At 70.4% G+C, this 26942-nt stretch carries 22 protein-coding genes; 11 read left to right on the forward strand and 11 right to left on the reverse strand.

Annotation, left to right across the window (positions count from 1 at the left end; genetic code table 11):
* Window positions 1–39 precede the first annotated feature (39 nt).
* Complete coding sequence (locus tag Q0Z83_RS25050; protein WP_317796429.1) at window positions 40–1806, forward strand: flavin-containing monooxygenase; 1767 nt, start codon at window positions 40–42, stop codon at window positions 1804–1806.
* A complete protein-coding gene (locus tag Q0Z83_RS25055; protein ID WP_317796430.1) occupies window positions 1794–3284 on the forward strand; it encodes an SMP-30/gluconolactonase/LRE family protein in 1491 nt (496 codons plus the stop codon). Before Q0Z83_RS25050 ends, Q0Z83_RS25055 begins: the two co-directional genes overlap by 13 nt.
* A gap of 183 nt (window positions 3285–3467) precedes the next feature.
* Here the strand turns inward: Q0Z83_RS25055 and Q0Z83_RS25060 are convergent, their stop codons facing one another.
* Window positions 3468–4289 carry a helix-turn-helix domain-containing protein gene (locus Q0Z83_RS25060; RefSeq protein WP_317796431.1) on the reverse strand — a complete coding sequence of 274 codons (822 nt, stop codon included), beginning with the start codon at window positions 4287–4289 and terminating at the stop codon, window positions 3468–3470.
* A 232-nt stretch (window positions 4290–4521) separates the two neighbouring features.
* Between Q0Z83_RS25060 and Q0Z83_RS25065 the strand changes: the two genes are divergently transcribed.
* On the forward strand, window positions 4522–5649 hold the full coding sequence (locus Q0Z83_RS25065) for an NAD(P)/FAD-dependent oxidoreductase (RefSeq protein WP_317796432.1): 1128 nt from the start codon (window positions 4522–4524) through the stop codon (window positions 5647–5649).
* A 190-nt stretch (window positions 5650–5839) separates the two neighbouring features.
* The gene (locus Q0Z83_RS25070; protein WP_317796433.1) at window positions 5840–7147 is read left to right on the forward strand and encodes a TolB family protein; all 1308 of its coding nucleotides are present in this window, start codon (window positions 5840–5842) and stop codon (window positions 7145–7147) included.
* A gap of 58 nt (window positions 7148–7205) precedes the next feature.
* On the opposite strand, the gene Q0Z83_RS25075 is transcribed toward Q0Z83_RS25070, so the two are convergent.
* Together Q0Z83_RS25075 and Q0Z83_RS25080 are read right to left on the reverse strand one after the other, a co-directional pair.
* Window positions 7206–7853 carry a response regulator gene (locus Q0Z83_RS25075; RefSeq protein ID WP_317796434.1) on the reverse strand — a complete coding sequence of 216 codons (648 nt, stop codon included), beginning with the start codon at window positions 7851–7853 and terminating at the stop codon, window positions 7206–7208.
* Complete coding sequence (locus Q0Z83_RS25080; protein WP_317796435.1) at window positions 7817–9766, reverse strand: sensor histidine kinase; 1950 nt, start codon at window positions 9764–9766, stop codon at window positions 7817–7819. The genes Q0Z83_RS25075 and Q0Z83_RS25080 overlap by 37 nt, the downstream gene beginning before the upstream one ends.
* A 135-nt stretch (window positions 9767–9901) precedes the next feature.
* Between Q0Z83_RS25080 and Q0Z83_RS25085 the strand changes: the two genes are divergently transcribed.
* Both Q0Z83_RS25085 and Q0Z83_RS25090 read left to right on the forward strand, forming a co-directional pair.
* Window positions 9902–10384, forward strand: a complete 483-nt coding sequence (locus Q0Z83_RS25085) for a DUF4265 domain-containing protein (RefSeq protein ID WP_317796436.1) — start codon at window positions 9902–9904, stop codon at window positions 10382–10384.
* A 9-nt stretch (window positions 10385–10393) separates the two neighbouring features.
* Window positions 10394–10669, forward strand: a complete 276-nt coding sequence (locus Q0Z83_RS25090) for a cold shock domain-containing protein (RefSeq protein ID WP_317796437.1) — start codon at window positions 10394–10396, stop codon at window positions 10667–10669.
* Window positions 10670–11012: 343 nt separating this feature from the next.
* Here Q0Z83_RS25090 and Q0Z83_RS25095 read toward each other — a convergent pair whose 3' ends face one another.
* Complete coding sequence (locus Q0Z83_RS25095) at window positions 11013–11669, reverse strand: DUF4190 domain-containing protein (protein WP_317796438.1); 657 nt, start codon at window positions 11667–11669, stop codon at window positions 11013–11015.
* A 120-nt stretch (window positions 11670–11789) separates the two neighbouring features.
* Between Q0Z83_RS25095 and Q0Z83_RS25100 the strand changes: the two genes are divergently transcribed.
* Complete coding sequence (locus tag Q0Z83_RS25100) at window positions 11790–12320, forward strand: snapalysin family zinc-dependent metalloprotease (RefSeq protein ID WP_317796439.1); 531 nt, start codon at window positions 11790–11792, stop codon at window positions 12318–12320.
* 45 nt (window positions 12321–12365) lie between these two features.
* Here Q0Z83_RS25100 and Q0Z83_RS25105 read toward each other — a convergent pair whose 3' ends face one another.
* The 6 genes from Q0Z83_RS25105 to Q0Z83_RS25130 form a co-directional block, all read right to left on the reverse strand.
* Window positions 12366–12947, reverse strand: coding sequence for a DUF3455 domain-containing protein (locus Q0Z83_RS25105; protein ID WP_317796440.1), 582 nt, complete (start codon window positions 12945–12947; stop codon window positions 12366–12368).
* Window positions 12948–13070: 123 nt separating this feature from the next.
* Complete coding sequence (fahA, locus tag Q0Z83_RS25110; RefSeq protein ID WP_317796441.1) at window positions 13071–14267, reverse strand: fumarylacetoacetase; 1197 nt, start codon at window positions 14265–14267, stop codon at window positions 13071–13073.
* Window positions 14264–15091 (reverse strand): hypothetical protein, encoded by an 828-nt coding sequence (locus Q0Z83_RS25115; RefSeq protein WP_317796442.1) that lies wholly within the window; start codon window positions 15089–15091, stop codon window positions 14264–14266. The genes fahA and Q0Z83_RS25115 overlap by 4 nt, the downstream gene beginning before the upstream one ends.
* Window positions 15046–16242, reverse strand: a complete 1197-nt coding sequence (locus Q0Z83_RS25120) for a homogentisate 1,2-dioxygenase (protein ID WP_317796443.1) — start codon at window positions 16240–16242, stop codon at window positions 15046–15048. The genes Q0Z83_RS25115 and Q0Z83_RS25120 overlap by 46 nt, the downstream gene beginning before the upstream one ends.
* The gene (hppD, locus tag Q0Z83_RS25125) at window positions 16242–17447 is read right to left on the reverse strand and encodes a 4-hydroxyphenylpyruvate dioxygenase (protein WP_317796444.1); all 1206 of its coding nucleotides are present in this window, start codon (window positions 17445–17447) and stop codon (window positions 16242–16244) included. Before hppD ends, Q0Z83_RS25120 begins: the two co-directional genes overlap by 1 nt.
* Window positions 17448–17569: 122 nt before the next feature.
* The gene (locus Q0Z83_RS25130; protein WP_317796445.1) at window positions 17570–19093 is read right to left on the reverse strand and encodes a GGDEF domain-containing protein; all 1524 of its coding nucleotides are present in this window, start codon (window positions 19091–19093) and stop codon (window positions 17570–17572) included.
* A 239-nt stretch (window positions 19094–19332) separates the two neighbouring features.
* On the opposite strand from Q0Z83_RS25130, the gene Q0Z83_RS25135 reads away from it, so the two are divergent.
* The 4 genes from Q0Z83_RS25135 (at window position 19333) to Q0Z83_RS25150 (ending at window position 23162) form a co-directional block, all read left to right on the forward strand.
* Entirely contained in the window at window positions 19333–20397 is a 1065-nt protein-coding gene (locus Q0Z83_RS25135) for a hypothetical protein (protein ID WP_317796446.1), read from the forward strand.
* A complete protein-coding gene (locus tag Q0Z83_RS25140; RefSeq protein WP_317796447.1) occupies window positions 20394–20903 on the forward strand; it encodes a SigE family RNA polymerase sigma factor in 510 nt (169 codons plus the stop codon). Before Q0Z83_RS25135 ends, Q0Z83_RS25140 begins: the two co-directional genes overlap by 4 nt.
* 55 nt (window positions 20904–20958) lie before the next feature.
* Entirely contained in the window at window positions 20959–22185 is a 1227-nt protein-coding gene (locus tag Q0Z83_RS25145; protein ID WP_317796448.1) for an enoyl-CoA hydratase/isomerase family protein, read from the forward strand.
* 401 nt (window positions 22186–22586) lie between these two features.
* Window positions 22587–23162, forward strand: a complete 576-nt coding sequence (locus Q0Z83_RS25150; RefSeq protein WP_317796449.1) for a sigma-70 family RNA polymerase sigma factor — start codon at window positions 22587–22589, stop codon at window positions 23160–23162.
* 417 nt (window positions 23163–23579) lie between these two features.
* Here the strand turns inward: Q0Z83_RS25150 and Q0Z83_RS25155 are convergent, their stop codons facing one another.
* Complete coding sequence (locus Q0Z83_RS25155; protein ID WP_317796450.1) at window positions 23580–26915, reverse strand: DUF4132 domain-containing protein; 3336 nt, start codon at window positions 26913–26915, stop codon at window positions 23580–23582.
* Window positions 26916–26942 lie beyond the last annotated feature (27 nt).

A 26942-nucleotide genomic window follows, 5' to 3' on the forward strand; every position in this document is an offset into this window, starting at 1 on the left:
TGCTTGATTCATGTCCGTCACTATGTTTTGACTGTCGGGGTGGCCTTCACACCGCATGAGATCGAATCCCTGCGCGCGAGGTATCGGACCGAACGGGACAGGCGGGCACGCCCGGACGGCGGAAGTCAGTATCGGCCGACGACCGGTGAGTTCGGCTTCTACGCCACCGATCCCTGGACCGAACGGGTGGAACGGGAGGCGGTGACCGACCGAGTCGACGCGACGGTCGTCGGCGGTGGGTTCGGCGGGCTGCTCAGTGGCGCGCGGCTGCGGCAGGCCGGCCTCCAGGACCTGCGGATGATCGACGAGGCGGGTGACTTCGGCGGCACCTGGTACTGGAACCGGTATCCGGGCATCCACTGCGACATCGAGGCGACGGTGTACATGCCACTCCTCGAAGAGGTGGGATACGTCCCGAAATGGCGGTACGCGCCGGGCGACGAGATCCGGCAGCACGCCGTGGCCATCGCCAAACGGTTCGACCTGTACCAGCACGCCCTCTTCCACACGAAGGTCACCGACCTGCGGTGGGACGACGACGCTGCGGAATGGACGGTCACCACCGACCGCGGCGATGTATTCCGCTCTCGGTACGTGGTGCTGTCGTCCGGGCTGCTCACCCAGGCCAAGCTGCCGGGCATCCCGGGCATCGCGGAGTTCGGCGGGCACACCTTCCACACCAGCCGCTGGGACTACGCGTACACCGGCGGCGATCAGACCGGCGGTCTCACCGGGCTCGCCGACAAGAGGGTCGCCGTCGTCGGAACCGGCGCGACCGCCATCCAGGTGGTGCCGCACCTCGGCCGCGACGCCCAACACCTCTATGTCTTCCAGCGCACCCCGTCGTCGGTCGACGTGCGCGACAACCGGCCCACCGACCAGGCGATCCTGGATCGTGTACGGCCCGGCTGGCAGCGGGAACGGATGGACAACTTCCTCACCGTGGTGACCGGCGGGCAGGCCGACGTCGACCTGATCGACGACCGCTGGACCGCGACCGCGAAACTGCAGCGCACCTTTCTGGCCGGCACCCCGACCGAATTGACCGAGGAACAACTGGAGCTCGCCGACTTCGCCACCATGAACGACATCCGCGCCCGCGTCGATGAGGTGATCACCGACCCGGCCGTCGCCGAGATGCTCAAACCCTGGTACCGGTACATGTGCAAACGGCCCACGTTCAGCGACGAGTACCTGCCGACGTTCAACCGGGCGAACGTGACGCTCGTCGACACGTCCGGACACGGCGGCATCACCCGGATGACCCCGACCGGCATCGTCGTCGGTGACACCGAATACGAGGTGGACTGCGTCGTCTTCGCCACCGGCTTCGAGGTCGGCATCTCCGGCATCCTGTCCGGAAACCTGCAGGTGTACGGGCGCGGCGGGAAGCACATCTTCGAACACTGGGCGAACGGGTTCCGTACCCTCCACGGCTTCACCTCTCATGGTTTTCCCAACCTGTTCCAGCTGGGGCCACTCCACAACGCCAGGGCCGTCAATTTCGTGCACATCCTGGATGAGCAGGCCATCCACATCGGCGCGCTGGTCGACGCGGCCGAGAAGCGTGGCGCTCGCCGGATCGAACCAACCCTCGAAGCCGAGGACGCGTGGTCGGCCACCATCGACGCGACCGCCGCCGACAGCTATCGGTTCCAGAGCGAGTGCACCCCCGGCTACTACAACAACGAGGGCAACCCGTTGCCGCTGAACGTCTCCTTCGGCCCCGGCCCGATCGCCTTTCATGAACTCCTGCGCACGTGGCGCACCGACGGAAGTCTGGAGCAGCTGCTGTGGAACGACTGATCGCCGCCACCCCACTGCGCGGCTCCAACGGAATCGCCTTCGGCCCCGACGGCCGATTGTGGGTCGCCGAATACCTGCCCGGCCGGATCAGCGCCGTCGACGTCGCCACCGGCCGGGTCGACGTGATCGTCGCCCCTGACGGGCCGCTGCAATCCCCGGACGACCTGGTCTTCGACACCGATGGCAACTTGTGGATCACCGATGTCGCCCCCGGCCGGGTGTGGCGTCGCAGCCCCGACGGCGAACTCACGATCGCCGCTGGCGGCATCCTCAATCCCAACGGCATCGCCGCCATCGGCAACCGGATCTTCGTCAACGAGATGGTCCCCGGCGGCCGCGTCCTCGAACTCACCACATCACCCCCCATTCCGGCGCCGTCGCATGGCACGTCTTCGCCTCGTGTGCTCGTCGAAGGTCTGATGCTGGGCAACGCCATGCAGGCCGGGCCGGACGGCAACCTCTACTACCCGCACATGTTCCCCGGCGAGGTCTACCGGATCAGCCCCGAAGGCGGCACCCCGACGCTGGTCGCCGAGGTCGCCCAGACGGTCGCGGTCCGCTTCGACCGCAACGGCGTGCTCTACGTGCTGTCGATCGACGAAGCCGGCACCATCACCCGCATCGACGGCGAACATCGCACCGAGATCGTCACCGGCATAGCCGGCCTGGACAACGCCGCTTTCGACGCCGACAACCGGATGTACGTCTCCAGCTTCAGCAGCGCCGGAATCACCGAGGTCCGTCCCGACGGCAGCCTGCGCGAGGTGGTGCCACGCGGCCTGGCGGGCCCCTATGGCATCGCCGTCGACCCGGCCGGCGAACTCCACATCGCCGACCACTACCGGCTCGACGGCGCGTTCCTGCCGTTCGCCCACGCGGTCGCCGCCGCCGGCGACCTGCATTTCACCTCCCAGTACGGCCAGGTCCTGACCCTGTCCCGGGCCGAGACCCGCACCCGGGCCGAAAACCTCGATCAACCCCAGGGCCTCGCGGTACGCCCGGACGGCACCCTTCTCATCGCCGAGGCGGGTGCGGGTCGCGTGCTGTCGATAGCTCCCGACGACGCGCTGTCCGTCGTAGCCGAGGGCCTGGGCCGCCCAGTCGACGTGGCGGTCGACGCCGACGGCCGCTGCTACATCTCCGACGAGGACCATGGCACCGTCTACCGCCTCGAGGACGGCAAGCCGACCGTGGTCGCCGACGGCCTGCACGCCCCGCAGGGCCTGGCAGTAACCGCCGACGGCCGGATCCTGGTCGTCGAGGCCGGCCGCCGCCGCCTCGTCTCGGCCGCCCCGCAGGTCAGCGTCCTGCTGGAGGACCTGCCGGTCGCGCCACCCCGGCCCGTCCAGCCGGCGCTGCTGATCGAGGGACTACCCGGAGTCCCCCGCCAGTTCGCCGCCCTGGCCACCACACCCGACGGCGCCCTCCTGCTGGGCGCCTCAGCCGACGGCAGCATCCTCCGCCTCCCTGTCCCTTGACGCACCTGTGCCACCCACGACACAACAGCCCCCGCCGGGCGGCGGCCGACCGGCCGGCAACCACGACGCTCAGCGCTGCCTCATCCGGCAGCCTGCCGCTCAACCGGCGACCCAAGCCGCTCAGCCAGCGACCCAAGCCGCTCAGCCAGCGACCCAAGCCGCTCAACCGGCGACCCAAGCCGCTCAACCGGCGACCAGACGGAGTGGGGAGATCCGGCGCAGCGCCTCGGCGCTGCGCTCGTCGGCTGGGAGGTAGACCAACAGCCGCATGCCGTGGTCGCCGGGAAGCACCATCACCTCGTAGGCCAAGCGCAGGCGGCCCGCCTCGGGATGCTCCAGGCGCAGCACGCCGTGGGATCGGGGCAGGCCGGGCACCCGCTCGGCTCGGCCCGTGAACTCCTCCCCCGCCAGCGCCGTCAACTCGCCGGCGAACTCCGGGCGGGCCGGACCGTCCTTCAACGCCGCGACCTGTTCGTCGGCGACATGCGCCCAGTCGGGAAAGGCCACCCGCGAGCGCGGATCGGCGAACACGTAACGATTCACATTCGGCTGGTCGCCGTCGAGCAGGCCGATCGGCCCGGCCAGGCGCCGCATGCCCGTTGTGCACGCCAGCACATCACCGACCTGGTTGACCAGCATCGCCGCCGCCGGCTCCAACTGGTCCAGCATCGCCCGCAGGCCGGGACGCACGCTCCGGGCCGGGTCGGTGACCAGCCGACCGCAGGTCACGGTCGACGCTCTGGTCAGCCGGTAGAGATGAGCGCGCTCCGCAGCGGTCAGTCGCAACGGGCCTGCCAGCGCGGCCAGGACCTGTGGTGACGGATGCCGGTCGCGACCCTGCTCGAGCCGCGTCAGATACTCCACGCTGATCCCGGCGAGCAACGCCACCTCGGCCCGGCGCAGACCGGGCGTGCGCCGCCGGTCACCCGGCGCCAGCCCGACCTCGGCGGGCGTCACCTCGGCCCGCCGGGCCCGTAGGAAACCGCCCAGCTCGTTGTCGCTCATGCAGACGAATCTAGCCACCTGCCGTGCCGATAGGGTGGCCCTGCCACTACTACCCGGGCCGTTCCCAGCCCTGGCCCGGCCGCCCGCTACCACCCTCGGGCGACCCTTCCGGCCCCGGTTCGGTACCAGCCTTCCCAGGGCTATCCCCGCCACTACCAGCCCGGACACGGCCTCCCTACCGGCCGCCGGGCGCGCCAAAGTCGAGACCAACCAACGGAAGGTGAGTCTCGACATGGCTCCGAAAGTGGTAGTGGTCGGCGGCGGCTACGCCGGCATCGTGGTCTCCCGGTCCCTCGACGACGTCGCGGAGGTGACGCTGGTCGAGCCGAAGGAGATGTTCGTGCACCACGTCGCCCATCTGCGGGCGGTGGCCGACCCCGCCTGGATCGACAAGATCTTTTTTCCGTTCGACGGGCTGCTGGCCCGCGGCCGGGTGGTTCGTGACACCGCGACCGAGGTGCGGCCCGACGCGGTCGAGCTCGCCTCCGGCGCCCGGCTGGAGGCTGACTACGTCGTGTTGGCCACCGGTTCGACCGGCCCGTTCCCGGCTCGACTCGCCGCCACCGGCCGTGCCGCGGCGGCCGAGCAGATGCATGAGCTGCACGCGTCGCTGGAGCGATCGTCCGGGGTTCTGCTGCTCGGCGCCGGCGCGATCGGCCTGGAGTTCGCCGGTGAGATCGCGGCTGCCTGGCCCGGCAAACCGGTTACCGTCATCGACCCGGCGCCCGAGTTGCTGGGTGGCCGGTTCACCGGAGAGATGCGCGCCGAACTCGCCCGGCAACTCGACGAAATGGGGGTGCGGGTCCTGCTAGGCACCAAGATCGACGCCCTGCCGGACACCCCGGCCGGCACGGTCCGCCCGTTCACCGCGGCCACCAGCACCGGCGAGACGATCGCCGCCGATCTGTGGTTCGCCTGCTACGGCTCGACAGTGCCCGGCGATCACCTCGGCACGAGCCTGGCCGCGGCCCGTCGGCCCGACGGGCGGTTGCCGGTGACCGAGCACCTCCGGGTGGTCGGCCACGATCGGGCCTTCGCCGTCGGTGACCTCAATGACACTCCGGAGCTGAAGACCGGTCGCGCGGCCGGGCGCCAAGCGGAGGTCGCCGCAGCGAACATCCGAGCCCTGATCGAGGGCGAGACACTGACCACGTATGAGCCGTTCGCAGACGGCATGATCCTCACCCTCGGCCCGTCCGGCGGTGCCGGATACGCCCCCGAGTTCGGTTTCTTCAACGCCGAGGCGGCCGCTCAGTTCAAGGCCACCTTCCTGCTGGATCACTACCGGTCTCTGCTCGGTGCCGACCAGCCGTTGGGGATGGAAGCCGCTCAGCCGTCCAAGGGGGGTGGCCTCCCGTGACGGGTGACGGAATCAAAGGCGTCGAGAGTGCGGTGGAGGCGTTGACATCGACGTCGGTTGGCATGCAGCCCGTCTTGCCGCCATCCGACCGGCGGTAAAGGCTGAGATTCCTCCCTGGCCATGGCGGCTGCTGTCGCGGAACCTGCCGACCGCCTGGCCCTGATCCGCGCTGTGATGAGGGGAAATTTCAATGGGACGTTTGCCGGGCACTACCAGGACACTGATCGCGGTTTCCGGTCTACTGGTCATGGGGGCGACCTCCTCGGCCGCCGCCGCACCCACTGCTGACGGGCCGACGACCCGGGCCAGTGTGTCCAGTTCGGGCGCCGAGACGGACGCTGAGAGCTTCGCTCCCTCGGTGAGCGGCAACGGCCGATATGTGGCCTTCTGGTCGGCGGCTTCGTCCCTGGTGAGCGGGGACGCCAATGCCACAGCCGACGTGTTCGTCCGGGATCTACGGACCCGGACGACCAGCCGCGTCAGCGTGTCCACGGGCGGCGCGGAGGCTGATCAGGAGGCGTCCGAACCGTCGATCAGTGGTTCCGGACGGTTCGTCGCCTTCTCTTCCCATGCGACGAATCTGGTGCCCGGCGACACGAACGAGCGCGGCGACATCTTCGTCCGTGACCGCGTGACAGCCACGACGACCCGGGTGAGTGTCACCGGGGCGGGCGCGGAGGCAGACAACACCAGCCACAGCCCGGCGATCAGCGCTGACGGCCGGTTCGTGGCGTTCGTGTCGTATGCCGCCGACCTGGTGCCCGATGACACGAACGGCGTCGAGGACGTCTTCGTCCACGATCGGCAGACCCATTCCACCCGGCGGGTCAGCGTCTCCACCGCCGGTGCCGAGGCAAACGAGCGGAGCATCGGCCCGACGATCACCACGGACGGTCGATACGTAGCCTTCGGTTCCCTCGCTTCCAATCTCGTGCCGAGCGGTGCCGGCGGCGTCTTCGTCCGGGATGTATGGCGGAACCGCACTGAATTGGCGAGCGTCACCAGTGCCGGCCAACCTGCCGGAGGAAACCTCGGGTTGGCCGCGACGATCAGCGCGGAGGGCAGGTTCGTGGCCTTCTACACCGACGCGCCCGACGTCGTACCAGGCGACACCAACGACGTTCAGGACATCTTCGTCCGCGACCTTCGCACCGCCTCGACCAGTCGTGCCGGCCTGACCAGCAAGGGCCTGCAGGGCAACGACAACAGCTCCATGCCCGCGATCAGCGGGGACGGCCGGTTCGTGGCGTTCGTGTCCTACGCAACGAACCTTGTGCCGGGCGACACCAACGGCGTCGAGGACGTCTTCGTACAGGACCGGTGGACGGGCTCAACCCGGCGGGTCAGTGTCTCCGCCTCCAACGGTCAGGGCGACAGCGTCAGCAACTCAGCTGCTTTGAGTGCCGACGGCAGTCGCGTGGCGTTCGTGTCCTACGCAACGAATCTGGTGCCGAACGACGGCAATCAACTCCTCGACGTGTTCGCACGAGGGTGGTAGGGGCGCGGGAGGTGAAGTGCGGGACGACCGATTGCACCTGGTCGCGGAGGATTACTTGTCAGGTGGCGTTCAGGAAGGTCAGGACAGCCATCACCCGGCGGTTGTCGTCGTCGGAGGGTGGCAGGTCCAGCTTGGTGAAGATGGCGGCGATGTGTTTGCTGACCGCACTGTCGCTGAGGAAGAGGCGCTGGGCGATGGCCGCGTTGGAGCGGCCCTGGGCCATCAGTTCGAGGACCTCGCGTTCGCGTGGGGTCAGGCGGGACAGCGGGGTCGCGGCGCCCCCGGCGGTCAGCAGTTTGGCGATGACCTGAGGGTCCATTGCGGTGCCGCCGGTCGCTACTCGGCGGACCGCGTCGGCGAACTGGTCGCCGTTGAGGACGCGGTCCTTGAGCAGGTAGCCGACCGCTCCGGCACCGTCGGCCAGGAGTTCACGGGCGTAGAGCTGTTCGACGTGGGCGGACAGCACGAGGATCGGGAGGCCGGGTGTGGCACGACGGGCTTCGAGGGCGATCTGCAGGCCCTCGTCGGTGAAGGTGGGTGGCAGGCGTACGTCGACCACTGCCACGTCGGGACGATGGTTGCCGAGCGCATCACGCAGAGCGGGACCGTCGGCGACGGCGGCGGTGATGGTGAATCCGTGGCTCTCCAGCAGCAGGGCGAGGCCGTCTCTCAAGAGGTGGAGGTCTTCGGCGATGACAACGCGCACGGCACCTCCATGATCACTACGGTGGGGCCACCGGCGGGACTGTGCAGGGTCACAGTGCCGTCGAAGACACCGAGCCGCCGCATGATGCCGCGCAGACCGGTGCCGGCTGACGGGTTCGCACCGCCGGGGCCGTCGTCGGTGACCACCATACGCAGCAGGCCGTCCTGGTGGCGGAGGGTGAGCGTGACGGTGGAGGCGATCCGGGCGGCGTTGGCGAGGGTTTCGCAGACCGCGAAGTAGACGGCCGACTCGACGGCTGGTTCGAGGCGGCCGGGTAGGTCGGTGTCGACAGTGACCGGAAGGGGGGTGTCCAGGGCGATGGCGCGGACGGCGTCGGTGAGGCCACGTTCGGCGAGGACCGGTGGGTGGATGCCACGGACCAGGTCGCGGAGTTCGGCCAAGGCGGTCGCGGACGTCTCCTGTGCCTGGGTGAGCAGTTCCCGGGCCCGGTCCGGGTCGGTCTCCATGAGGCGGGCGACAGCTCCGAGCCCGAGACCGACGGCGACCAGTCGAGCCTGTGCGCCGTCGTGCAGGTCGCGTTCGATCCGCCGTAGCTCGGCGGCGGCCGCGTCCGCGGTGTCGGCCCGGCTGGAATGGAGATGTTCCACACGACCGGCGAGGACGTCATGACTGCTGTTCAACTCGTCGAGCTGGAGGGCAAGGTCGGTGGCGGCGGTCGGGCGCAGCAGGAGGGTGTCCCACCAGGTGCGGGCCCAGGTCAGTGGGGCGGCCAGGGCCAGGCCGAGCAGGGTCAGGGCCAGGCCGGCCAGGAGGCTGGTCCAGCCGGGAGCCATGCTGGGGACGGCGCCGCCCAACTCCAGGGCGTGCCACAGATAGAACGGGGTGATCCAGTAATCGGTGAACAGGCCGATCGGCACCGCCCACGGCGCCCAGGTGATCGGCTGCCAGAGCAGGCCGAAGAAACCGGCGGACACGAGGATCGCGGGAAGCAGCGTGATCGGCGCCCAGAGGACGGCACCCCACGCCCACAGCTGGTCGCGCCAGGTGGCCGGGTCGTGGCTGACCCATCGGTAGCGCTGGAGGCTGATGGCGAAGTCGGGTTCGGCGTAGAGGGTGCGGCCGTATCGATAGTTGCCGTCCTCGTCGGGTTCTGGCGGCGGCGGAAGCGGGCGATACGGGCTGGGCAGGAGCACACCGGTCCAGTGATGCGCGCGGCGCCGATAGATCTCGGTCAACGGGCGGGTGAAGGTGGTGACCGTCGGCAGCAGGCCACCCCAGGACAGGATGACGGCGCCGAGGGTCAGCACGGCGGCGCCGAGGGCGGCCAGATGCAGTCCGGCGAGGCCGGCGAGGCGCCAGGTGACGGTCCAGGCTCGGCTGATCAGGCCGCGGCGGGGCGGGTGCGGGCGTTCCTGGAGAAGAGAGCGCGTGCTCTGGCCGTAGCAACGCAGACACGTAGGGGCGACCAGCAACGCCGCGGTGATCGCTGCTCCGGCCACGAGCCAGTCCCATGGCCCGGTACCCACCGCCAGGAGACCAAGCGTGATCAGCGCGGGTGGCAGCAGGGCCGGAACGGCGCTGGTGACGGGGGCGACGGTGAGCCATCGCCATTCCACGGCGGCGAGAGGGTCATTGCCGTAATGATCGAATTTGGACATCCAGTGGGCGGTCCGCGGGGATCGGTAGAGCGTCGCGCCGTGCTGGTACCAGCCGTCGGCGCGGCGCTGCGGTGGAGTCGGCGGCGTTCGCCGGACGTCCGGCACGTCGGCGCCGGTCCAGCGACGGACCAGCCGCCGCCCGAACGCGACGAGTCGTTGCTGCCCGGCGACCGCCGCGGGAAACGGCACGACGAGGGTCACGGAGATCAACATCAGCAGGGCGTACGCGAAACCGGCGACCGTGAGCAGCGAGAGGCAGGCACATCGTAGGACGGCGAGCGCGTGACGGGTCATGAACCGAGTCTTCGCCACGGCGACCGCCAGCACATGCCAGCAGGCTACCGAGCACGGTGGAGGTAAGTGCACCTTGATTGGGCAATTTGTCCTATATGCTCGCTTCTGGCAGCTACTGCGGGTTTGGATTCTCACATGCGATACATCGTTCACGAGGCGCCACTGCGCCGGGCGCCGTCGAATATCACCGCCATGATCGACCTGGAGCCGTTCGGACTGCCCGGTGAGATGGAGCAGGTCTGGATCACCCCGCCGTCCGGGACCACCGCGGCGATGGCGTGTGTTCCGTTCCGGGCCTACGGGCTGGCACTCAACGATGTGGTCGGGCTGGACACCCATCGGCGGCGGGTTCGGCGGCTGCTCCGGTCGTCCGGTCATCAGGCGTTCCGGCTGCACTTCTCCAAGTGTTCCGAGGAGGATGCGGCGATGCTGCGGGCCGGAGTGGAGGCGACCATCGAGCGGATGGGCCTGGGCTGCGAGTGGAGCGGCGACCGGCACGTGGTGATCGACGTACCGCCGGGTGTCGAGCTCGACCCGCTGGAGCCGGTGATCCGTGACCATGTCGACACCGGTCGCGCGTCCTGGGAATGGAGTCATGTCGAGGCCTTCCGGATCTAGGAGCAGCTGATGGCGATCACCGCGTTCATCCGTGAGTGGCACGACGATGAGGGATGGGGTGTACTCGACTCCACCGAGACGCCGGGCGGGTGCTGGGCGCATCGCAGCAACGCCGCGGTCCGGGGGTATGCGACGTTCACCGCCGGCCAGGAGGTCCAGGTCGAGTTCGAGGCCGCCGGTCAGGATGGCTATGCCTTCCGGGCGTTCCGCTTCTGGCCGGCCGACCAGGTACCGGACCGGCCCACCGCGACGTCCGCACAACCAGCGAAGGGCCCACCGGCCTGACACGATCGCCCGGTCATCGGGCTCGGGTGAGGGTGTTGCGTGCCCGCGGTGCAGGTGGCCGGGGGCGGTTGTGCCGAGGGCGCGCGTCGACCCGCACACCCGGGCGACCAGACCGGCCCGGCGCGGAGTCGGTACGACCAGCGGAGAAGGCCACCGGCTTGAGACCGGCCAGGCCGGCGGAAAAGGACACCAGCCCGAGACCGGCCAGGCCGGCGGAAAAGGAGACCGGCCAGGCCGGCGGAGAAGTCACCGGGACCGAAGACGACCAACATCGGAACGAAGCGAACCCCCAGGCCGAAGACGATCAACCACGAGAGCGGGCCGGATACAGACCCGGAGGCGATCAGCGTTTCAGGGAGCCGGCGGTCGTCCCCGTCAACTGGTGGGCGAAGCACAGCACACCATCGTCGCCGGTGAAGCCCAACTCGCTCATCCGCGCGGTGAAGACGAAGTAGCCGGCCCCGTCCGGACGCTTCTGCCCGGTGTACTCCTCGAATCGCTGTTCGCAACCGGCCTCTGCGGTCTCCTCGGTGGCCCCCGGCAGATCGAAGATGCCAACCACCTCACTGCTGTGCGCCGACGTGCAGGGCAGTACGTCCACAGAGCGCCCGACCTGCTCCTCGAGATCCTTGACGCAGTCCCCGGCCCGCAGGTCCCGCAACGCGATGGACCGTTCACCGCGGATGGCTCCGGCAGCGTCCCGGTCCGGCCCGTCTGCGACGTCGCGGACGACGGCACGGACCCCGGCGACCACGACGAGGATGATCAGGATGCCGTTGATGGCGAGCCCGGCGATGGCGAAGAACCGGCCGCGCTTGTCCCCGTTGCGGATGCTCTGGACGAGCCCGATGACGCCGAAGACGAGGCTGAGCACACCACCGCCGAGGCAGATCAGCGCGAGTGTCAGTGAGGCGATGGAGAAGCCATTGGTCTTGCCGTTCCAGCGTGGCGGCGGCATGGGCGACGCGTAGGGAACGGCGGGGTAACTCTGTTGATCCACCGGGATCAACCTACAACCACGTCGATATCACCATGCAGAGGGCCGAACCGATATGCCGCATTAATCGACGTTTCTCGATATGAAGGGAGGGTCCCTACCCCCGTTCCCCCGGAGGAAGCCATGCTGATCCGCAAGATCGCGGCAGCCGTCTTCGCGATCCTCGCCCTCGGCGGCGTCCAGGCGGTCACCGCCGCCCCCGCCACCGCGGCGCCCCGCATCCTGTACTACGACGCCAGCCAGGCCCAGGAGTTCAAGGCCGTCGTCGACCAGGGCGCCCAGATTTGGAACAACAGCGTCACCAACGTTCGCCTGCTCCCGGTGACCTCCGGCCGCACGCCGAACATCCGGATCTACGCCGACAACGGCTGGCCGCGCACCTACTCCAGCTCGCTCGGCAACGGCTACTGGTACATGGGCCGCCAGGCGGTCAACCAGGGCTACAACCCGCCGCGGATCTCGGCCCACGAGTTCGGTCACATCCTCGGCCTGCCGGACCGGCGGACCGGGCTGTGCGCCGACCTGATGTCCGGCAGCAGCGCCCCGGTGAGCTGCACCAACGCCAACCCGAACGCCACCGAAGCGCGCACCGTCAACAACAACTTCGCGAGCGCCGCGATGGCCGTACCGTCGAAGGTCTATGCCTGGCAGTAGAAGAAGCGGGCCCGGGGGCGAGACGTCCCCGGGCCGCGCGACGACCTAGACGCCGGGAGCGTCCCAGAAGACATAGATCGAGCCGTACGGTACGGACGCCTTCTCCCCGGCGACGCAGCTGCCGGACGGGGCGACCCCACCGGACGTGCGCAGCCGGTTGATGAAGTCGGCCCGGCTGAGAACGCCCTTGCCGGAGTGGGTCTCGACCTTGAGCAGCAGCTCCGGGATCGCGCCCTCGACATTCGACCCGTTCACCCGGGACGCGGTGACCAGCGAGCCGTCCCGCAGCGACTGCCAGCTCGGCCCGCCGAAGTGGTGGATGCGCCCGCCGGTGCCGATGAGCTGGGCCTCCGGCACCGACGGGGTGCCGGTGAACACGCCTGTCGTCGCGCCGGCCGGCACCGCACAGGTGTAGGTCTGGGTGCCGCTGACGACGATGTACGCGCCGACCAGCTTGGACCCGGCCGGCGGCCGGATCTCCTTGGCGATCAGCGGCACCCCGATCTGGCGGGCACCGGTCTCGACACTGTCGTTGTGCACTCCGGCCAGCGCCGGGCTGGCGACGGTGGCGACACCGATCGCCGCGGCGACCGCGACAGCACTGATCCGGGAACGGGTGGTGAGCATGACTTTCCCCTGCCTGCTCGAAAACGTATGAGGCGGCGGCGGGTGGAAGCAGCCCGCCGTCCGCGACATGACACGGATCACGGCCCGTGACGGTTCGAAGAAGTCGGGGAACTGTCCGTTTGTTTACTCGGCAAGAGGAGAACGGACTCGACCGGCCACCGAGCCGAGCCCGATCACCGAGCCGTCCGGTCCTGGCGCGGTCGCGCTGATCACCACCTCGTCACCGTCGGCGAGGAAGGTCCGCTCCGAGCCGTCGGCCAGGCGCACCGGCTTCGTGCCGTTCCAGGAGAGCTCGATGAGGCAGCCGGGTGAGCCGCCGCTGATCGTGCCCGAGGCGAACAGATCGCCGGTACGCAGCGAGGCGCCGTTGGCGGTCATGTGCGCGAGCATCTGCGCACCGGTCCAGTACATGCCGGCGAACGACGGCTGCGACACGACGTGCCCGTTGAGCCGGATCTCCAGGCGGATGTCGAAGCCCCACGGCTGCGCCTTCTCGTCGTCGAGGTACGGCAGCAGCGGCACGGTCCGCTCCGGCGGGCCGACCCGCGCGTGGTCGAGGGCGGCCAGCGGCAGGATCCACGGCGAGATCGAGGTGGCGAAGCTCTTGCCCAGGAACGGGCCGAGCGGAACGTACTCCCAGGCCTGGATGTCGCGGGCGGACCAGTCGTTGACCAGGCAGACCCCGAACACGTGCCGGTCGAAGGCGCCCAGCTCGACCGGCTCCCCCAACACCGATCCGGCGCCGACGACGTAACCGAGCTCGGCCTCGATGTCGAGCCGCCGGGACGGCCCGAAGGTGATCTCGCCGTCCGGGCTGCGGCGCTGGCCGCTCGGCCGGGTGATGTCGGTTCCGGACACGACGACCGTGCCGGCCCGGCCGTGGTAGCCGATCGGCAGATGCTTCCAGTTCGGGGTGAGCGGCGCCTGGTCGGGCCGGAACATCCGGCCCAGGTTGGTGGCGTGCTCCTCGGAGGCGTAGAAGTCGACGTAGTCGGCCACGGTGAACGGCAGGTGCATGATCGCGTCGTCGCGGACCACGAGATGAGAACGGTGCACCTCGTCGGTGACCCAGGTGGTCAGCAGTCCGCGCAGCTCCGCCCAGACGGCCGGCCCGGCGGCGAGCAGCGCGTCGAGCGACGGCCCGGCGACCGCGCCGGCCAGCGACGGGGCCAGCCGGCGGACCGTCGCGGGCAGGTCGATGACCAGGTCACCGATCGCCACGCCGGTCCGTGGGTGCGGGTCGGCCGGGGTACTGAACACACCGTAGGGCAGGGCGGCGACGCCGAACGGGTGGCCGGACGGGATGTCGAGCCAGGTCACAGCGTTGCCTCCGAGATGAGTCCGTAGCGTCGCAGGCCGGCCACCGGCTCGTCGATGCTGCACGTGCCGAAGCTGATGAAGTGGTGCCGGACCGCCTTGGCCAACACGTCGTCGATGCCGGCGACCGCGGCCGCGACCCGGTCACCGTCCTGGTCGGCGAGCGCCCGCTCGATCGCGTAACCCTGCAGGGCGCGGGCCGTCGCGAGCAGCACGTTGAGGAAGCCGTGATGTTCGAAACCGGTCACCGGGTCACGATGACGGATCGGGTCGTGCAGACCCGCGGTCAGCTTGAACGCGAGACCACCACGCACCGCCGCCCAGATCGCGCCGGCCAACTCGGCCTCGCTCGGGAACGCGTCCGCCCGTACCCCACCGGTCCTGATCTTCAATCGCAAGCCCGCGTCGCGCAGGGCCGCGACGCGCGTCGCGGTCACCTCCGTGCAGGCGATTTCGGTGTACGTGGTGAGGGCGCCCCCATCCAGCGCGGGCCCTTCCAGCGCCACGATCCGGATGCCCTCGGCGACCGGCAGCTCGTCGACCGGCCCCGGCAGCACCAGCGACACGTCCAGGTCCGGGCCGTCCGTCGAACGAGCCGGCTCCTCGAAGCGCGCCGGCTCGTCGGAACGCGCCAGCTCGTCGAAGCGCGCCAGGGAGCACACGAACGGCCCGACCAGCGGCGACCCCTGCCGGGCTCGATGAGCGGCGACCGCCTCGCCCATCGGCAGGTTCCCCGGCGGGAAGATCGCCGCGTCGTCGAACAGCCCCGCGAACAGGGCGTTCATGAGTTCCGCGCCCAGGTCCAGGCGTAGACGCCGTCGTCGCACAGCCGTCCGGCCTCACCGAGCCCGAGCGGCCGGAACGTGTCGACCATGACCGCCAGCTCGTCGAACCGTTCCGCGCCGAGGCTCCCCTGGATGGCACCGGGCTGCGGCCCGTGCGAGTGCCCGCCCGGGTGCAACGACACCGAGCCGACGTTGATCCCAGATCCTTTTCGGGCCTCGTAGTCACCACCGACGTAGAACATGACCTCGTCGCTGTCGACGTTCGAGTGGTAGTACGGGACCGGCACGGCGAGCGGGTGGTAGTCCACCTTCCGCGGCACGAAGTTGCAGATCACGAAGTTGTTGCCCTCGAAGACCTGGTGCACCGGCGGCGGCTGGTGGACCCGCCCGGTGATCGGCTCGAAGTCGGCGATGTTGAACGCGTAGGGGTACAGGCACCCGTCCCACCCCACCACGTCGAACGGGTGGTGCGGCAGGACGTGCACGGTCCCGGCGAGCCCGGCCGGCCCGTCGCCCCGATGCTTGATGTAGACCTCGACGTTCTCCCCTTCGACCACATGAGGGGCCTCGGGGGTACGCAGATCGCGTTCGCAGTAGGGCGCGTGTTCGAGGAACTGGCCGTACCGGGAGAGGTAACGCTTCGGCGGCGCGATGTGACTGTTCGCCTCGATCGTGTAGAGCCGCAGCGGCGCGTCCCCGGACGGCACCCACCGATGCGTGGTGGCCCGCGGAAGGATGACGTAGTCACCGCTTCCGACGACCAGATCACCGAAGACAGTCTCGACCGTGCCGGTACCGGCCTCGACGTAGACGCACTCGTCGCCCGTGGCGTTGCGGTACAGCGGCGACGCGGTGCCGGCCACCACGTACCCGATCCGCACGTCGGCGTTGCCGAGGACCAGCCGCCGATCCCGGACCGCGTCGCACGACTTCCACTCCTCGCCGTCGAAGAGCTCGTGCAGGCGCAGGTGCCGGGGCAGCAGCGGCTGGTTCGCCTCGGTCGCCTGGTCGGGCAGCTGCCAGATACGGGCGCCGGCCACCCCCGACGGCACGTGCCGGTGGTAGAGCAGCGACGAGTCGGAGGAGAAGCCCTCCTCGCCCATCAGCTCCTCGTAGTACAGCTTCCCGTCCGGGTCGCGGTGCTGGGTGTGCCGTTTCGGCGGGATGTCACCCGCTCGCTGGTAATGAGCCATCAGAAGTTCCCGCGTTTCGCCTGCTCCCGCTCGATGGCCTCGAAAAGGGCCTTGAAGTTGCCCTTGCCGAACCCGAGCGACCCGTGCCGCTCGATCAGCTCGAAGAACACGGTAGGCCGGTCACCGGTCGGCTTGGTGAAGATCTGCAGCAGATAACCGTCCTCGTCCCGGTCGACCAGGATGCCGCGCTTCTGCAGTTCCTCGATCGGCACCCGCACCTCACCGATCCGGGCCCGCAGCTCCGGGTCGGAGTAGTACGAGTCGGGCGTGGCCAGGAACTCGACACCCTCCTCGACCAGGGCGTCCACCGCACGCAGGATGTCGTTGGTAGCCAGCGCCAGGTGCTGCGCGCCGGGCCCGCGGTAGAACTCCAGGTACTCGTCGATCTGCGACTTCTTCTTGCCGACGGCCGGCTCGTTCAGCGGGAACTTGACCCGGTGATTGCCGGACGCCACCACCTTCGACATCAGCGCCGAATAGTCGGTGGCGATGTCGTCGCCGATGAACTCGGCCATGTTCGTGAAACCCATGACCCGGTTGTAGAACTGCACCCACTCGTCCATGGCGCCCAGCTCGACGTTGCCGACGATGTGGTCGAGAGCCTGGAAGATCCGCTTCGGCGCCCCGGGCCGCTTCCGGTGCGTCGTGGTCCGGGCGACATAACCGGGGAGGTACGGGCCGGAGTAGTGCGCCCGGTTGACCAGGGTGTGCCGGGTGTCCCCGTAGGCGGCGATGGCCGCGATCCGGACCGTGCCGTGCTCGTCGGAGACGTCGTGCGGCTCCTCGAGGATGGTGGCGCCCTGGGCGCGGGCGTGCTCGATGCACTTGTCCACGTCCGGGACGGTCAGGGCGATGTCGGTGATCCCGTCGCCGTGCACCGCGTGATGGGCGATCACCGGGCTGTCCGGGTCGACCCCACCGTTGATCACGAACCGGATCGCGCCGCTCTTCAGCACGTACGACATGTGGTCACGGTTGCCGTTCTCCGGACCGGAGTAGGCGATCAGCTCCATCCCGAAGGCGGACTGGAAGAAATGCGCGGTCTGGGTGGCGTTGCCGACCGCCCACACGATCGCGTCCCACCCGGTCACCGGGAACGGGTCGCCGGCGGAGTCGTACTCGACCAGGCCCACCAACTGTTTGAGGGTGTCGAGATCGAGTTCCGCGAGGCGTTCCTCGTTGGTCAGCGTGTCGTTGACGGACATCGGCGCTCCCTTCAGCGGCCTGCTCTGCCCACAGCTTTACGAGACGCCGGTCACTGCACAACAAGTACGATTTTCGCCTGACAGATTGCCCAGAACGGCGGGTCGTTGGTCCTTTTCCCTGGTCAATCTGCCCAGACTCGGCCGCGGCCGTCGTGCTTGGCGTGATACAGGCTGCGGTCCGCGTCGGTCAGCAGGGCGGGCAACTCACGCCGGCTGCCATGGTGCACGCCGATGCTCACCGAGACCTTCAGCCCGACCGCCAGGTCGTCCCACGGGTGCGTCCGGACCGCGTCGAGGATCTGCTGCGCCCGGGCGGTCGGGATGTCGGTGTGCACGTCGGCCAGGATCACCACGAACTCGTCGCCGCCCAGCCGGGCCGCCAGGTCGATCGGGCGCACGTGCAGCGCCAGGATCTGCCCGAGCCGGGCCAGCACCAGGTCGCCCACGTCGTGACCGAAATTGTCGTTGACCGCCTTGAAATGGTCGACGTCGATCATCATGACCGCGTAGGCCTGCTCGTCCGAGAGGTTCACGTCACCGCCCAGCCCGGACAGGTACGCCTGGTAGCCACGACGGTTCGCCAGGCCGGTCAGTTCGTCCACCACCAGGTCCCGGCGCAACTGTTCGTGGTCGCGGCGGCGGCGCTCCACGGCGATCGCGTCGCGCATCCCGGACATCCGGTCCAGGCGGTCGTTCCAGCGCAGTACGGCCAGCTCGTCGCCGTACCGGATGGCCTCGGGGTTGGTCCCCGGCCGTTTCGCGGCGATGCCGAGGCGCAGCAGTTTCGTGCCGGTCGGCAGCGGGATCCCGACGTCGTCGCCGGCCTGCACGGCCAGCAGCGCGGCGGTCTCGGCGGCACCCTCACGGGCCGCGGTGATCGCAGCGCCCAGCGCCGCCACCCGCCCCTCGGCCGGAACCGGCTCGTCACCGGCGATCGTGGCCAGCAGATGCCGCATGCCGTGCACCTCGCCGACCCAGCCCGGCGGCCATTCCGCATCGGTCGGGTCCCCGACGGCGAGGACGGTACGCGCCCGGGCCGCCGCCTCCTCCCACTGACCGATCCCCGCGAGACAACTCGCCCAGTCGAGCGCCAGGTCGAACGAGTTGATCGACACCACCCGGGCCTGCCGGCGGATCGTCTCCGCCCAGCGCGGCTGTGGTGGCGCGAGCGTCTGCTCGGTGAGCTGGTAATACTCCTGCGCCAGCTCCCAGAACCCCAGCTCGTGGGCGACGCAGGCGACCTCGATCAGTGCGTTGGCCCGATGCAGCACCAGCCCGGTGCCGTCCGCCTCGTCCAGCAGCACCACGGCCTCGACCAGCAGCGCGGCCGCCGACTCCCCGGTCGTCGCGAGCCGGCGGCGGCTCGCGCAACGCAACGCCTTGAGCGCGATCGACAGGGCCAGCAGGTCCGGATCGCCGAGCAGCAGGGCCGTGTCGAGCATCGCGTTCACATGCTCGGTGTCGTCGACCCCCGCCTCCAGACAGGCCAACGACCGGGCCATGTGCAGCAGCAGCCGCACGTCCTCCCAACCGCAGGCCCGCGCCTCGTGCTCGGCCCGTTCCACCGCAGCCGGGTCGTCATGACCCTGAGCAGCCTCGATGAGCTGGTAGGCATGCTCGATCGCAGCCTCGTGTCCGGTACTCATCGGGTCGCGGTCAGGCACCCTGTCCTCACGTTCCGCCGCGAGCGGCGATCACTTTCCGCCGCCGTCACCATACCGGTCACTGATCGTCGAAGTACGCGAACCGGCCTCGACATCGTGCCCCGGCAGCCCCCGCCCCGGTCGCCCGGCCACCCTCGACATCGATGGCCGATTGATGGAACCTTTCCGCGCGGTGATGCCTTTCGGGAGGGTGACGACGGATCGGACCGAACGGAGCGGGGATGACGGAACGTCTCAGACAGCTACTGGACGACGCGGTCGGCGAGCTCGAACCGCGCGACCCGGACCCGGTCGGATCCGTCCTGCGCCGTGGACGGGCCGCCCGGCGGCGGGCCGTGACGGCCGGGGTGGCCGGGGCCGCCGTGGCGGTGCTGGCCGTCGGTGCGATCACCACCAGTGGCCTGATCCGGAACGGGCCCACCCCGCAACCGGCCGAACCGCGGCGGACCGCCGACGCCACGCCCACACCCCTGGTCATCGACGGGAAGATCGTCGCCGGCGCCCTGAAGATGCCGGTGCCCCCGAAATGGCGGGCTCTGACGACCGAACAGGCGGCGTCGTGCGTCCCGCAGACATGGCAGACCCTCGTCATGGTCGTTCCGAGCGGGGACGGCCGCTGCCCGAAAAAGCAGATCCTGGTGTACGGATCCGGCGAACGCAGCATCGACCGGATGGGACGCCGGCAGCAGGACGCCGACGGTGTCGTCAGCATGGTGACCGACCCGCCAGTGACGATCACCCTGCCCGGCGGTGAACCGGCCTGGCTCGCCGTCGACTTCGACAACAGGTACCTGAAGCCGGGCATCCCCACCGCCCGGAACCTGATGGTCATGCCGTGGTCGCAGGTCACCGTTCACTGGTTGATGGACGGCCCGGCGCAACGCACGCTGGTGTCGACGATCCGGACCACACCGACCGGCGCCGGCGTCCTCCGGCTGCCCGACACCGCCGCCGACGCCTACTGGTCCGGCCCGGACGGGCACGGCGATCTCGACGACAGCGCCGCCGTCACCGGGCTGATCCAGACCCTGCGCGCCCAGACCGACGTGGTGGCGAACGCGGACGCCTGCGCCAACGAGTCACAACAGACCGCCGAGATCACGTTCCTGCCCACTGCCGCCCCATTGACGCAGTTCCACTCCCCGGCCGACCCGACCGTGTTCCGGGTGGTGATCTCGCTCGGCGGCGGCTGCCAGGAGGCGGTCTCCTCACACGGCGGCCGGGTCCGGCTCAGCGACGCGACGGTCACCGAGCTGAAGACGGTCTTCGGGATCGGTGCCGAGTGACCGACGACGAGTTCGCCGCGTTCGTCGGCGCACGCTATCCGGCCCTCGTCCGCTACGGCACGCTGCTCACCGGCGACCGCGGGCACGGCGAGGACCTCACCCAGGAGGCCCTGGTCAAAACCCATCGCGCCTGGCGGCGGCTGCATCCCGACGGCGACCCCGAGGGTTACACCAGGCAGATCATGGTACGGGCGGCATGGCGCGCCGGACGCCGGTTGTGGCGTCGTGAACTGCCCGCGGCCGCGCCACCGGACCGCGCCGTCGACGGGGATGCGTACGACCTGCGAGACACCACCGAGGTGGTCCTGGCCGCGCTGCGTCAACTGCCGGCCGGGCAGCGGATCGTGCTCGTGCTGCGCTACTGGGCGGGTCTGTCCGAGCAGGAGATCGCCGGCCAGCTCGGCTGCTCCACCGGAACCGTGAAGAGCCGGGCCAGCCGGGCGATCGCCGAGCTGCGCCGGACCGGTGGGCCGCTGACCGAGGCCTTCGCCCACGCCGCCCCCTGAACCGGCCCGCACCCCGGACTCGTTCGACGGCCGGGGTGCGGGCAAGATCGGGGGCATGTCGTCGCAGAGCGTGCCGCCGGTACTCGTCGAGGTGATCGGCGGGCTCGGCCGGGTCACCCTCAACCGGCCGGGGGCGATCAACGCACTCACCGCCGAGATGGTCGGGCTCCTTCGGCGTACGCTCGCGGACTGGTCGGAAACGGACCGGGTCCGGGCCGTGCTGATCGACGGTGCCGGACCGCGCGGCCTGTGCGCCGGAGGCGACCTGCGGGCCATGCACGCCGACGCCGTCTCCGGAGGCAGCGGCTCGCTGGACTTCTGGGCCGACGAGTATCGACTCAACGCCGAGATCGCCGAGTATGCGAAACCGGTCGTGGCGTTCATGGACGGCCTGGTGATGGGCGGTGGCATCGGTGTCTCCGCCCACGCGTCGCTGCGGATCGTCACCGAACGGTCGCGGTTGGCGATGCCCGAGGTGGGCATCGGCTTCCACCCGGACGTGGGCGGATCGTGGCTGCTGTCGCACGCTCCGGGCGAGATCGGCACGCATCTCGCCCTGACCGGAGGAACCATCGGTGCGGCCGACGCCATCGTCGCCGGTCTCGCCGACGTGTTCGTGCCGTCCGCCCGCCTCGCCGATCTCGCCGTGGCCCTCCGGACGTCGGATGCCGCCGAGGTGGTGGCCTCGTTCGCCGAGACACCGCCGCCCGGCGACCTCACCGGCGGTTTCGCCGCTGCGGTCCAGAGCGGCACCGCCGCTGCCGTCCAAGGCGACACCGCCGCTGCCGTCCAAGGCGACACCGCCGCTGCCGTCCAAGGCGACACCGCCGCTGCCGTCCAAGGCGACACCGCCGCTGCCGTCCAAGGCGACACCGCCGCTGCCGTCCAAGGCGACACCGCCGCCTTCCGGCCCGGTGAATTCGGTGGCGCACGCGGATGGATCGACGAGTGTTACGCGGGCGACGACGTCGCCGCGATCATCGACCGGCTGGCCTCCTCCACCGCGCCCGGTGCCCAGGCGGCGGCCAAGGAGATCGCCACCAAGTCACCGACGTCGCTGGTCGTGGCGCTGCGCTCGATCCGGTCGGCGGCCGGTCTGTCGACGCTGCGCGAGGCGCTCGACCAGGAGTACCGCCTGTCGGCGGCGCTGCTGCGCCTGCCCGATCTGGCCGAGGGCATCCGAGCCCAGATCATCGACAAGGACCGGCGCCCCCAATGGCGACCAGCCACCCTCGGCGAGGTCTCCCCGGCGCTGATCGACGCCTGCTTCGCTACGAGTTGACTCCGGAAACCTTCACTTCCGCCGACCCCGGGAACCTTTGCTGTTGCCGACCCCGGGAACCCTCGCTGTTGCCGGCCCCGGAAACCTTCACCACCGCCGACCCCGGGAACCTTTGCTGTTGCCGACCCCGGAAATCCTCACCACCGCTGACTCCGGGAACCCTGGCCGCGTCAGACCGGGCGACTCCTAAGCACGGAAACCGGGCTTTCCGGGGCGGCCGTTCGTGGGCTTGACCTGCGCGGAGGATGGCGGTCGGCTGGATCGGTCGAATGTCGGCACATCATGGCGGGAACTAAATCGATCGGGCCGACGACCACCTGGTAGCCCGCGCCTAGGGTGAACCGACTGCCGCCGCGTACTCGTACCTGAACGCGGAACCACGACAGCGAGAGGACGCCCGCATGGCCGACGCCGACCTGACCGCTTATGCGTTCGCCGCCGGACGCGGTGACCGGGAAGCGGCAGCCGACCTGATCCGGGCCACCCAGTTCGAGGTGGCCAGATTCCTGCGGACCCTGTCCGGTGAGTCCGACGTCGACGACCTCGTCCAGGACACCTTCCTGCGCGCGCTGCGGTCGCTGCCCGATTTCGAAGGCCGTTCCTCGGTCCGGACGTGGCTGTTCGCCATCGCCCGACGGGTTGCCGCCGACCACATCCGGCACATCACCCGCCGCCCCCGGATCGCGGCCGTCACCGACTGGGTGACCAGCGCCGACGCTGCGGAGTCGGACGGCCGCCCCCGATTCGAGGAGGAGCACGCGCTCACCTCGCTGCTCGCCGGTCTACCCGACGACCGGCGCGAGGCGTTCATCGCCACCCAGGTGCTGGGCCTGTCGTATGCGGAGGCCGCCGAAGTCTGCGACTGCCCGGTCGGCACGATCCGCTCCCGGGTGGCCCGCGCCCGCGAAGACCTGGTCACCGCCCTGGCCGCCACCCACACCACCCCGGCGCAGCGCGCGGCCCCGTCCGCCATCTGACCCCCACCCGTCGCCACCACCCGCGACCACCCGACCGCCCAGGACCTGCTCGAACACGCCGGCAGCCTCCCTTACGCCGGTAAACACACGGGCCGGGCCGCATGGTGACGGAGCCCCGCCAGAGCCGCCTGACCCCGCCCCACAGCAGCCCACCCGCGGAGCCGCCGCCCACACGGCCGAGGCCGCGCGAACCCGCCCCACAGCAGCCCACCCGCGAAGCCGCCGCCCACACGGCCGAGGCCGCGCGAACCCGCCCCACAGCAGCCCACCCGCGGAGCTGCCGCCGCAAAGCCAAAACCGCGCGAAGCCGCCCCACGCCAGCCCACCCACGGAGCCGAAGCCCGCACGGCCGAAGCCGCGGCAGCCCGCCCGGAAACCAGCGGCACCGGTGAACGCCGCGGACCGGTTCCGCGGCGGTCAGGCCGTCACGTCGGTCAGGTCGCGCAGGATCTCCGACGCGGCGATCGGATCGAGCACACCGAACGGCAGTGTCTTGGCCCCGGTGAGATCCCACGGGCTGACGCTGCCGTCGTGCAGGAAGACCGCGACCAGGCTCTGCTTGGCGTGGTAGCCCACCTTCCCGACGATCCCCGGATCGATGTGCACGGTGAGGACCCGGCCCGGCCCGACCAGCCGATCGAAACCCGCCTGAATTCCGGCGTTGACCGCTTCGTGCCGGACCCAGCCACGCCGGTCCAGGGTCAGCACCTTGGTGGTCGGCACGGTGACCCCTTCGAACCGGGCCAGCCGCCCGGTCGCCCGCTCCGCCTCGGTCAGCGCGAACACCGGCCGCCCGACCTGCGGGAACGGCTGAAGGACCTCGTAGTCGGCGAACACCTCAGCCCACCGGGCGGCGTCCTCGCCGAGGTGCAGCGGATGCGCGACACCCACCACGTCGTCGTCACCGAGCCGGACCGGCTCGTCGTCGGCGCCCGCGAAACTGCGGTCCTCGGCGATCCGCAGCGCACCGGCCACGGCCCCGGTCTCGTCGAAGCGGGCCCAGAGGAGCCGGCGCCCGATGTGCCACATCAGCGGGTGCTCGACGAACAAGCGCCGGAAGTCGGCTCCGCTCCACCGGCGCTCGGCGACCATCGCCTCCTCCAGCCGCCGGACCTGATCGGCCGAGATCTTCCGGACGGCCCGTTTCAGAACGGCGAACCGCTGGTAGGCCGCCGCGGCCGGCTCAGCGTCATCCCGGACCCCGGGTTTCGGCAGCTCCTTGAGCGGCTTGCCGTCCCCGCCGGTGACGAACGGCCGCAACTGCTCGTCGAACCCGACGACGAACTGCCGTGGCCCGTAGTCGAGCCGCAGGCTCCCGTCGGAATCCAGGCCGAAATCCGGGATCAGCCGGTCGGCCAGCTCCTCCGAGGTGAGCCCCAGCCCCTCCGCGACCGCACTGATCCGTGCGGCGGCGGCCTTACGCAGCGGTGTGGACTTGGCCCGCTGCGAGATCCGGTGCAGGTGCATCAGCGCCCCGTCGGTGCCGATGCCACCCAGCACGGACAGCCCCGCGATGGCCCTGGCGTGCAGGCCCTCGCTGGGCCAGGCCAGGATCAACGGGGCGAGCCGGTCGGCGATCTCGTCGGTGCCGGTCAGGGCGACCGCGTCGAGCACCCACCCGTCCTTGGCCGGAGCGCCGGCGGTCTGCCACTGGTGGAACAGCGCCCACCCGAACTCGGCGAACTCGGCCGGTGTGATGGCCTCCCGGACGAGGGCGAGCCCCGCATACGGCTCGTCGGATCGGGAGATCATCAGCATCTGGACCAGGTGGGTGACCGCCTCGGCCGGTAGCGCCCCGGAACCGTCACGCAGCCGCACCGGTGGCAGCGCCCCGGGTGCCGCCCACACTGGCGGGTTGGGCATCCGGGCGGGCAGTGCCAGCAGCGGATCGGCGGTGAACAGTGCCTCCACCCCGGCGGCCGCCTCCGGCCCGAACCCCTCGGCGGTCTGGCGGAGCAGTGCTGTGTGACCGTTGCCGTGCAGGAGGAGCAGCGCGCGCTCAGCCTGCCGCCGGGCCAGCCCCGCCTTACCGAGAGCGGCGGGGATCAGGGCCCGGGCGGCCGGTGCGGGATGCCGCAGCAGCCACCCCTGGGCGATGCTCCGCACCGACTTGAGCCGGGCCGACCAGTCGGCCATCAGCACCGCCACCTCGGGCGACGTGAACGGCATCAGTAGCGCGGCGTAGTCGGCGGGCGCCGTGCGGGCGAGGGTGAGCAGCGCGGGCAGCACGCCGGTCCCGAAACGGACCGCGACGGTCGGGAGCCAGGACGGCGTGTTCCACTCGGCGTGCGGTTTCCACCTGGCGAGCGTCTCGCGGGCGATCTCCTCCGGCCCCCGACAGAACAGCTTGCCCGGCTCGTCCCACCGGCGGCGACCGCCACCACCGAGCGCGCGCTCGGCCATGGCCGCCCAGTCGGTCCCGGCGGCCACGTGGTAGCCGTCTCCCTGCGCCCACCCCTCCCGCTCGCCCGGCAGCCAACTGACCGCGGCCGGATCGGAGCAGGTCAGACCGGCGACGACGGGTGGTTTCGCGGCTTTCTTACGGCTGCGCCACGGCGGGTCGGCGAGCACCGGCGGAACCGCGGACGCCGGCGCGGTCACCACCGCGGCCCACGAGTCCACGATGGCCCGCACCCGGCCGGCGGCGGCCGGGCTCAGCTGCGGCACCACCTCGTCGACCAGGTCGACGTGGCGGACGACGTGGACGCGCAGCAGGTCGGTGGCATCCTGCTCGGCGAGGACCCGCAAGGCCCGGCCGGGGAACCGCTCGGCCGCCTCCAGCAGGGCCGCCTTACCGGCACGCGAGTCGTCGGCACGAGCCAGCAGCCAGGTCAGCACGTCGTCGCGCGGGATGGCGGCCACCACGGAGAACAGCCATCGCTCGGTGCCCGCCCCGGAGAACTGAACGACCCGCTGGTCGAGCCAGTAATACAGAGTGGACACCACCTCCGGACCGACCGCGGCGAGGAGGGTGAAGACCAGGCTCCGGTCGACGTGAATGGACCACGGCTCGGGGATCTCGGCCAGCTGCCGGGCCTGGCGCGGATCACTCGTGGCGTAGAGCAGCATGCGTGCCCGGACCGTGCAGCGGTCCGCGAGAGCGTCGGCCACGTCGGCAGCCACCCAGTCGGGCCGGGGCACCAGCACCGAACACGCGGCCCGCGCATGGGGCAGGCCCGCCCGGAACGGCGTCAGAGCCGCGACGACCTGCTCGAACTCGTCATCCGTCGCCACCGCGAGCGCGGCCCGGACCCGCAGGAGGACGGACGGCACGGTCATCGAGGACTCCGGCGACTCACCGGACCGCAGGAACCTGACCCCGAGGTCGGACGACGGGTAGCGCTGCTGACCCGCCCCGGCGTTGTCGTCGATCAGCACCAGTGAGGCCATCTGGACGGCGGCGACCGCGGCGAAGACCAGCCCGTGCTCACCGATCCACAGGTCGGCGAACATGGCCGGGTCGACCCCGCGGTCGTTGCGGCCGCTCGCCCGGATGACGGCGACGGCGGCCGCCCCGACCGGCGTGGCGTGACCGGCCGCCCACTGCTCCGCGGCGGCCCGGACGTCGTCGGGAGTGGAGGGCGCGGCGAGCACTCCGGCCACCCCGCCCGGCCGTGAGGGAAGAAGCCGATCGGTCCGCGCCCGCGCGCGCCGGTCGGCGGTGAACGGCCGCACCCCGGCGCCGCCGCGACGCGGATGCACGTGCTCCAGCCAGGCATCCGGCAGGACGAAAGAGGCCCCCGTGAGTTCCATGCCGCGCAACCTATCCTCCGGGTACGA

Origin of the sequence: Actinoplanes sichuanensis, from assembly GCF_033097365.1 — a bacterium.
GTDB lineage: Bacteria > Actinomycetota > Actinomycetes > Mycobacteriales > Micromonosporaceae > Actinoplanes > Actinoplanes sichuanensis.

What these genes read in the sequence shown, in the direction of transcription:
- Q0Z83_RS25060 (WP_317796431.1), bottom strand. Translation starts at nt 4,289, where the DNA reads ATGAGCGACAACGAGCTGGGCGGTTTCCTACGGGCCCGGCGGGCCGAG.
- Q0Z83_RS25065 (WP_317796432.1), top strand. Translation starts at nt 4,522, where the DNA reads ATGGCTCCGAAAGTGGTAGTGGTCGGCGGCGGCTACGCCGGCATCGTG.
- Q0Z83_RS25070 (WP_317796433.1), top strand. Translation starts at nt 5,840, where the DNA reads ATGGGACGTTTGCCGGGCACTACCAGGACACTGATCGCGGTTTCCGGT.
- Q0Z83_RS25080 (WP_317796435.1), bottom strand. Translation starts at nt 9,766, where the DNA reads ATGACCCGTCACGCGCTCGCCGTCCTACGATGTGCCTGCCTCTCGCTG.
- Q0Z83_RS25085 (WP_317796436.1), top strand. Translation starts at nt 9,902, where the DNA reads ATGCGATACATCGTTCACGAGGCGCCACTGCGCCGGGCGCCGTCGAAT.
- Q0Z83_RS25090 (WP_317796437.1), top strand. Translation starts at nt 10,394, where the DNA reads ATGGCGATCACCGCGTTCATCCGTGAGTGGCACGACGATGAGGGATGG.
- Q0Z83_RS25100 (WP_317796439.1), top strand. Translation starts at nt 11,790, where the DNA reads ATGCTGATCCGCAAGATCGCGGCAGCCGTCTTCGCGATCCTCGCCCTC.
- Q0Z83_RS25105 (WP_317796440.1), bottom strand. Translation starts at nt 12,947, where the DNA reads ATGCTCACCACCCGTTCCCGGATCAGTGCTGTCGCGGTCGCCGCGGCG.
- Q0Z83_RS25120 (WP_317796443.1), bottom strand. Translation starts at nt 16,242, where the DNA reads ATGGCTCATTACCAGCGAGCGGGTGACATCCCGCCGAAACGGCACACC.
- hppD (WP_317796444.1), bottom strand. Translation starts at nt 17,447, where the DNA reads ATGTCCGTCAACGACACGCTGACCAACGAGGAACGCCTCGCGGAACTC.
- Q0Z83_RS25130 (WP_317796445.1), bottom strand. Translation starts at nt 19,093, where the DNA reads ATGAGTACCGGACACGAGGCTGCGATCGAGCATGCCTACCAGCTCATC.
- Q0Z83_RS25135 (WP_317796446.1), top strand. Translation starts at nt 19,333, where the DNA reads ATGACGGAACGTCTCAGACAGCTACTGGACGACGCGGTCGGCGAGCTC.
- Q0Z83_RS25145 (WP_317796448.1), top strand. Translation starts at nt 20,959, where the DNA reads ATGTCGTCGCAGAGCGTGCCGCCGGTACTCGTCGAGGTGATCGGCGGG.
- Q0Z83_RS25150 (WP_317796449.1), top strand. Translation starts at nt 22,587, where the DNA reads ATGGCCGACGCCGACCTGACCGCTTATGCGTTCGCCGCCGGACGCGGT.
- Q0Z83_RS25155 (WP_317796450.1), bottom strand. Translation starts at nt 26,915, where the DNA reads ATGGAACTCACGGGGGCCTCTTTCGTCCTGCCGGATGCCTGGCTGGAG.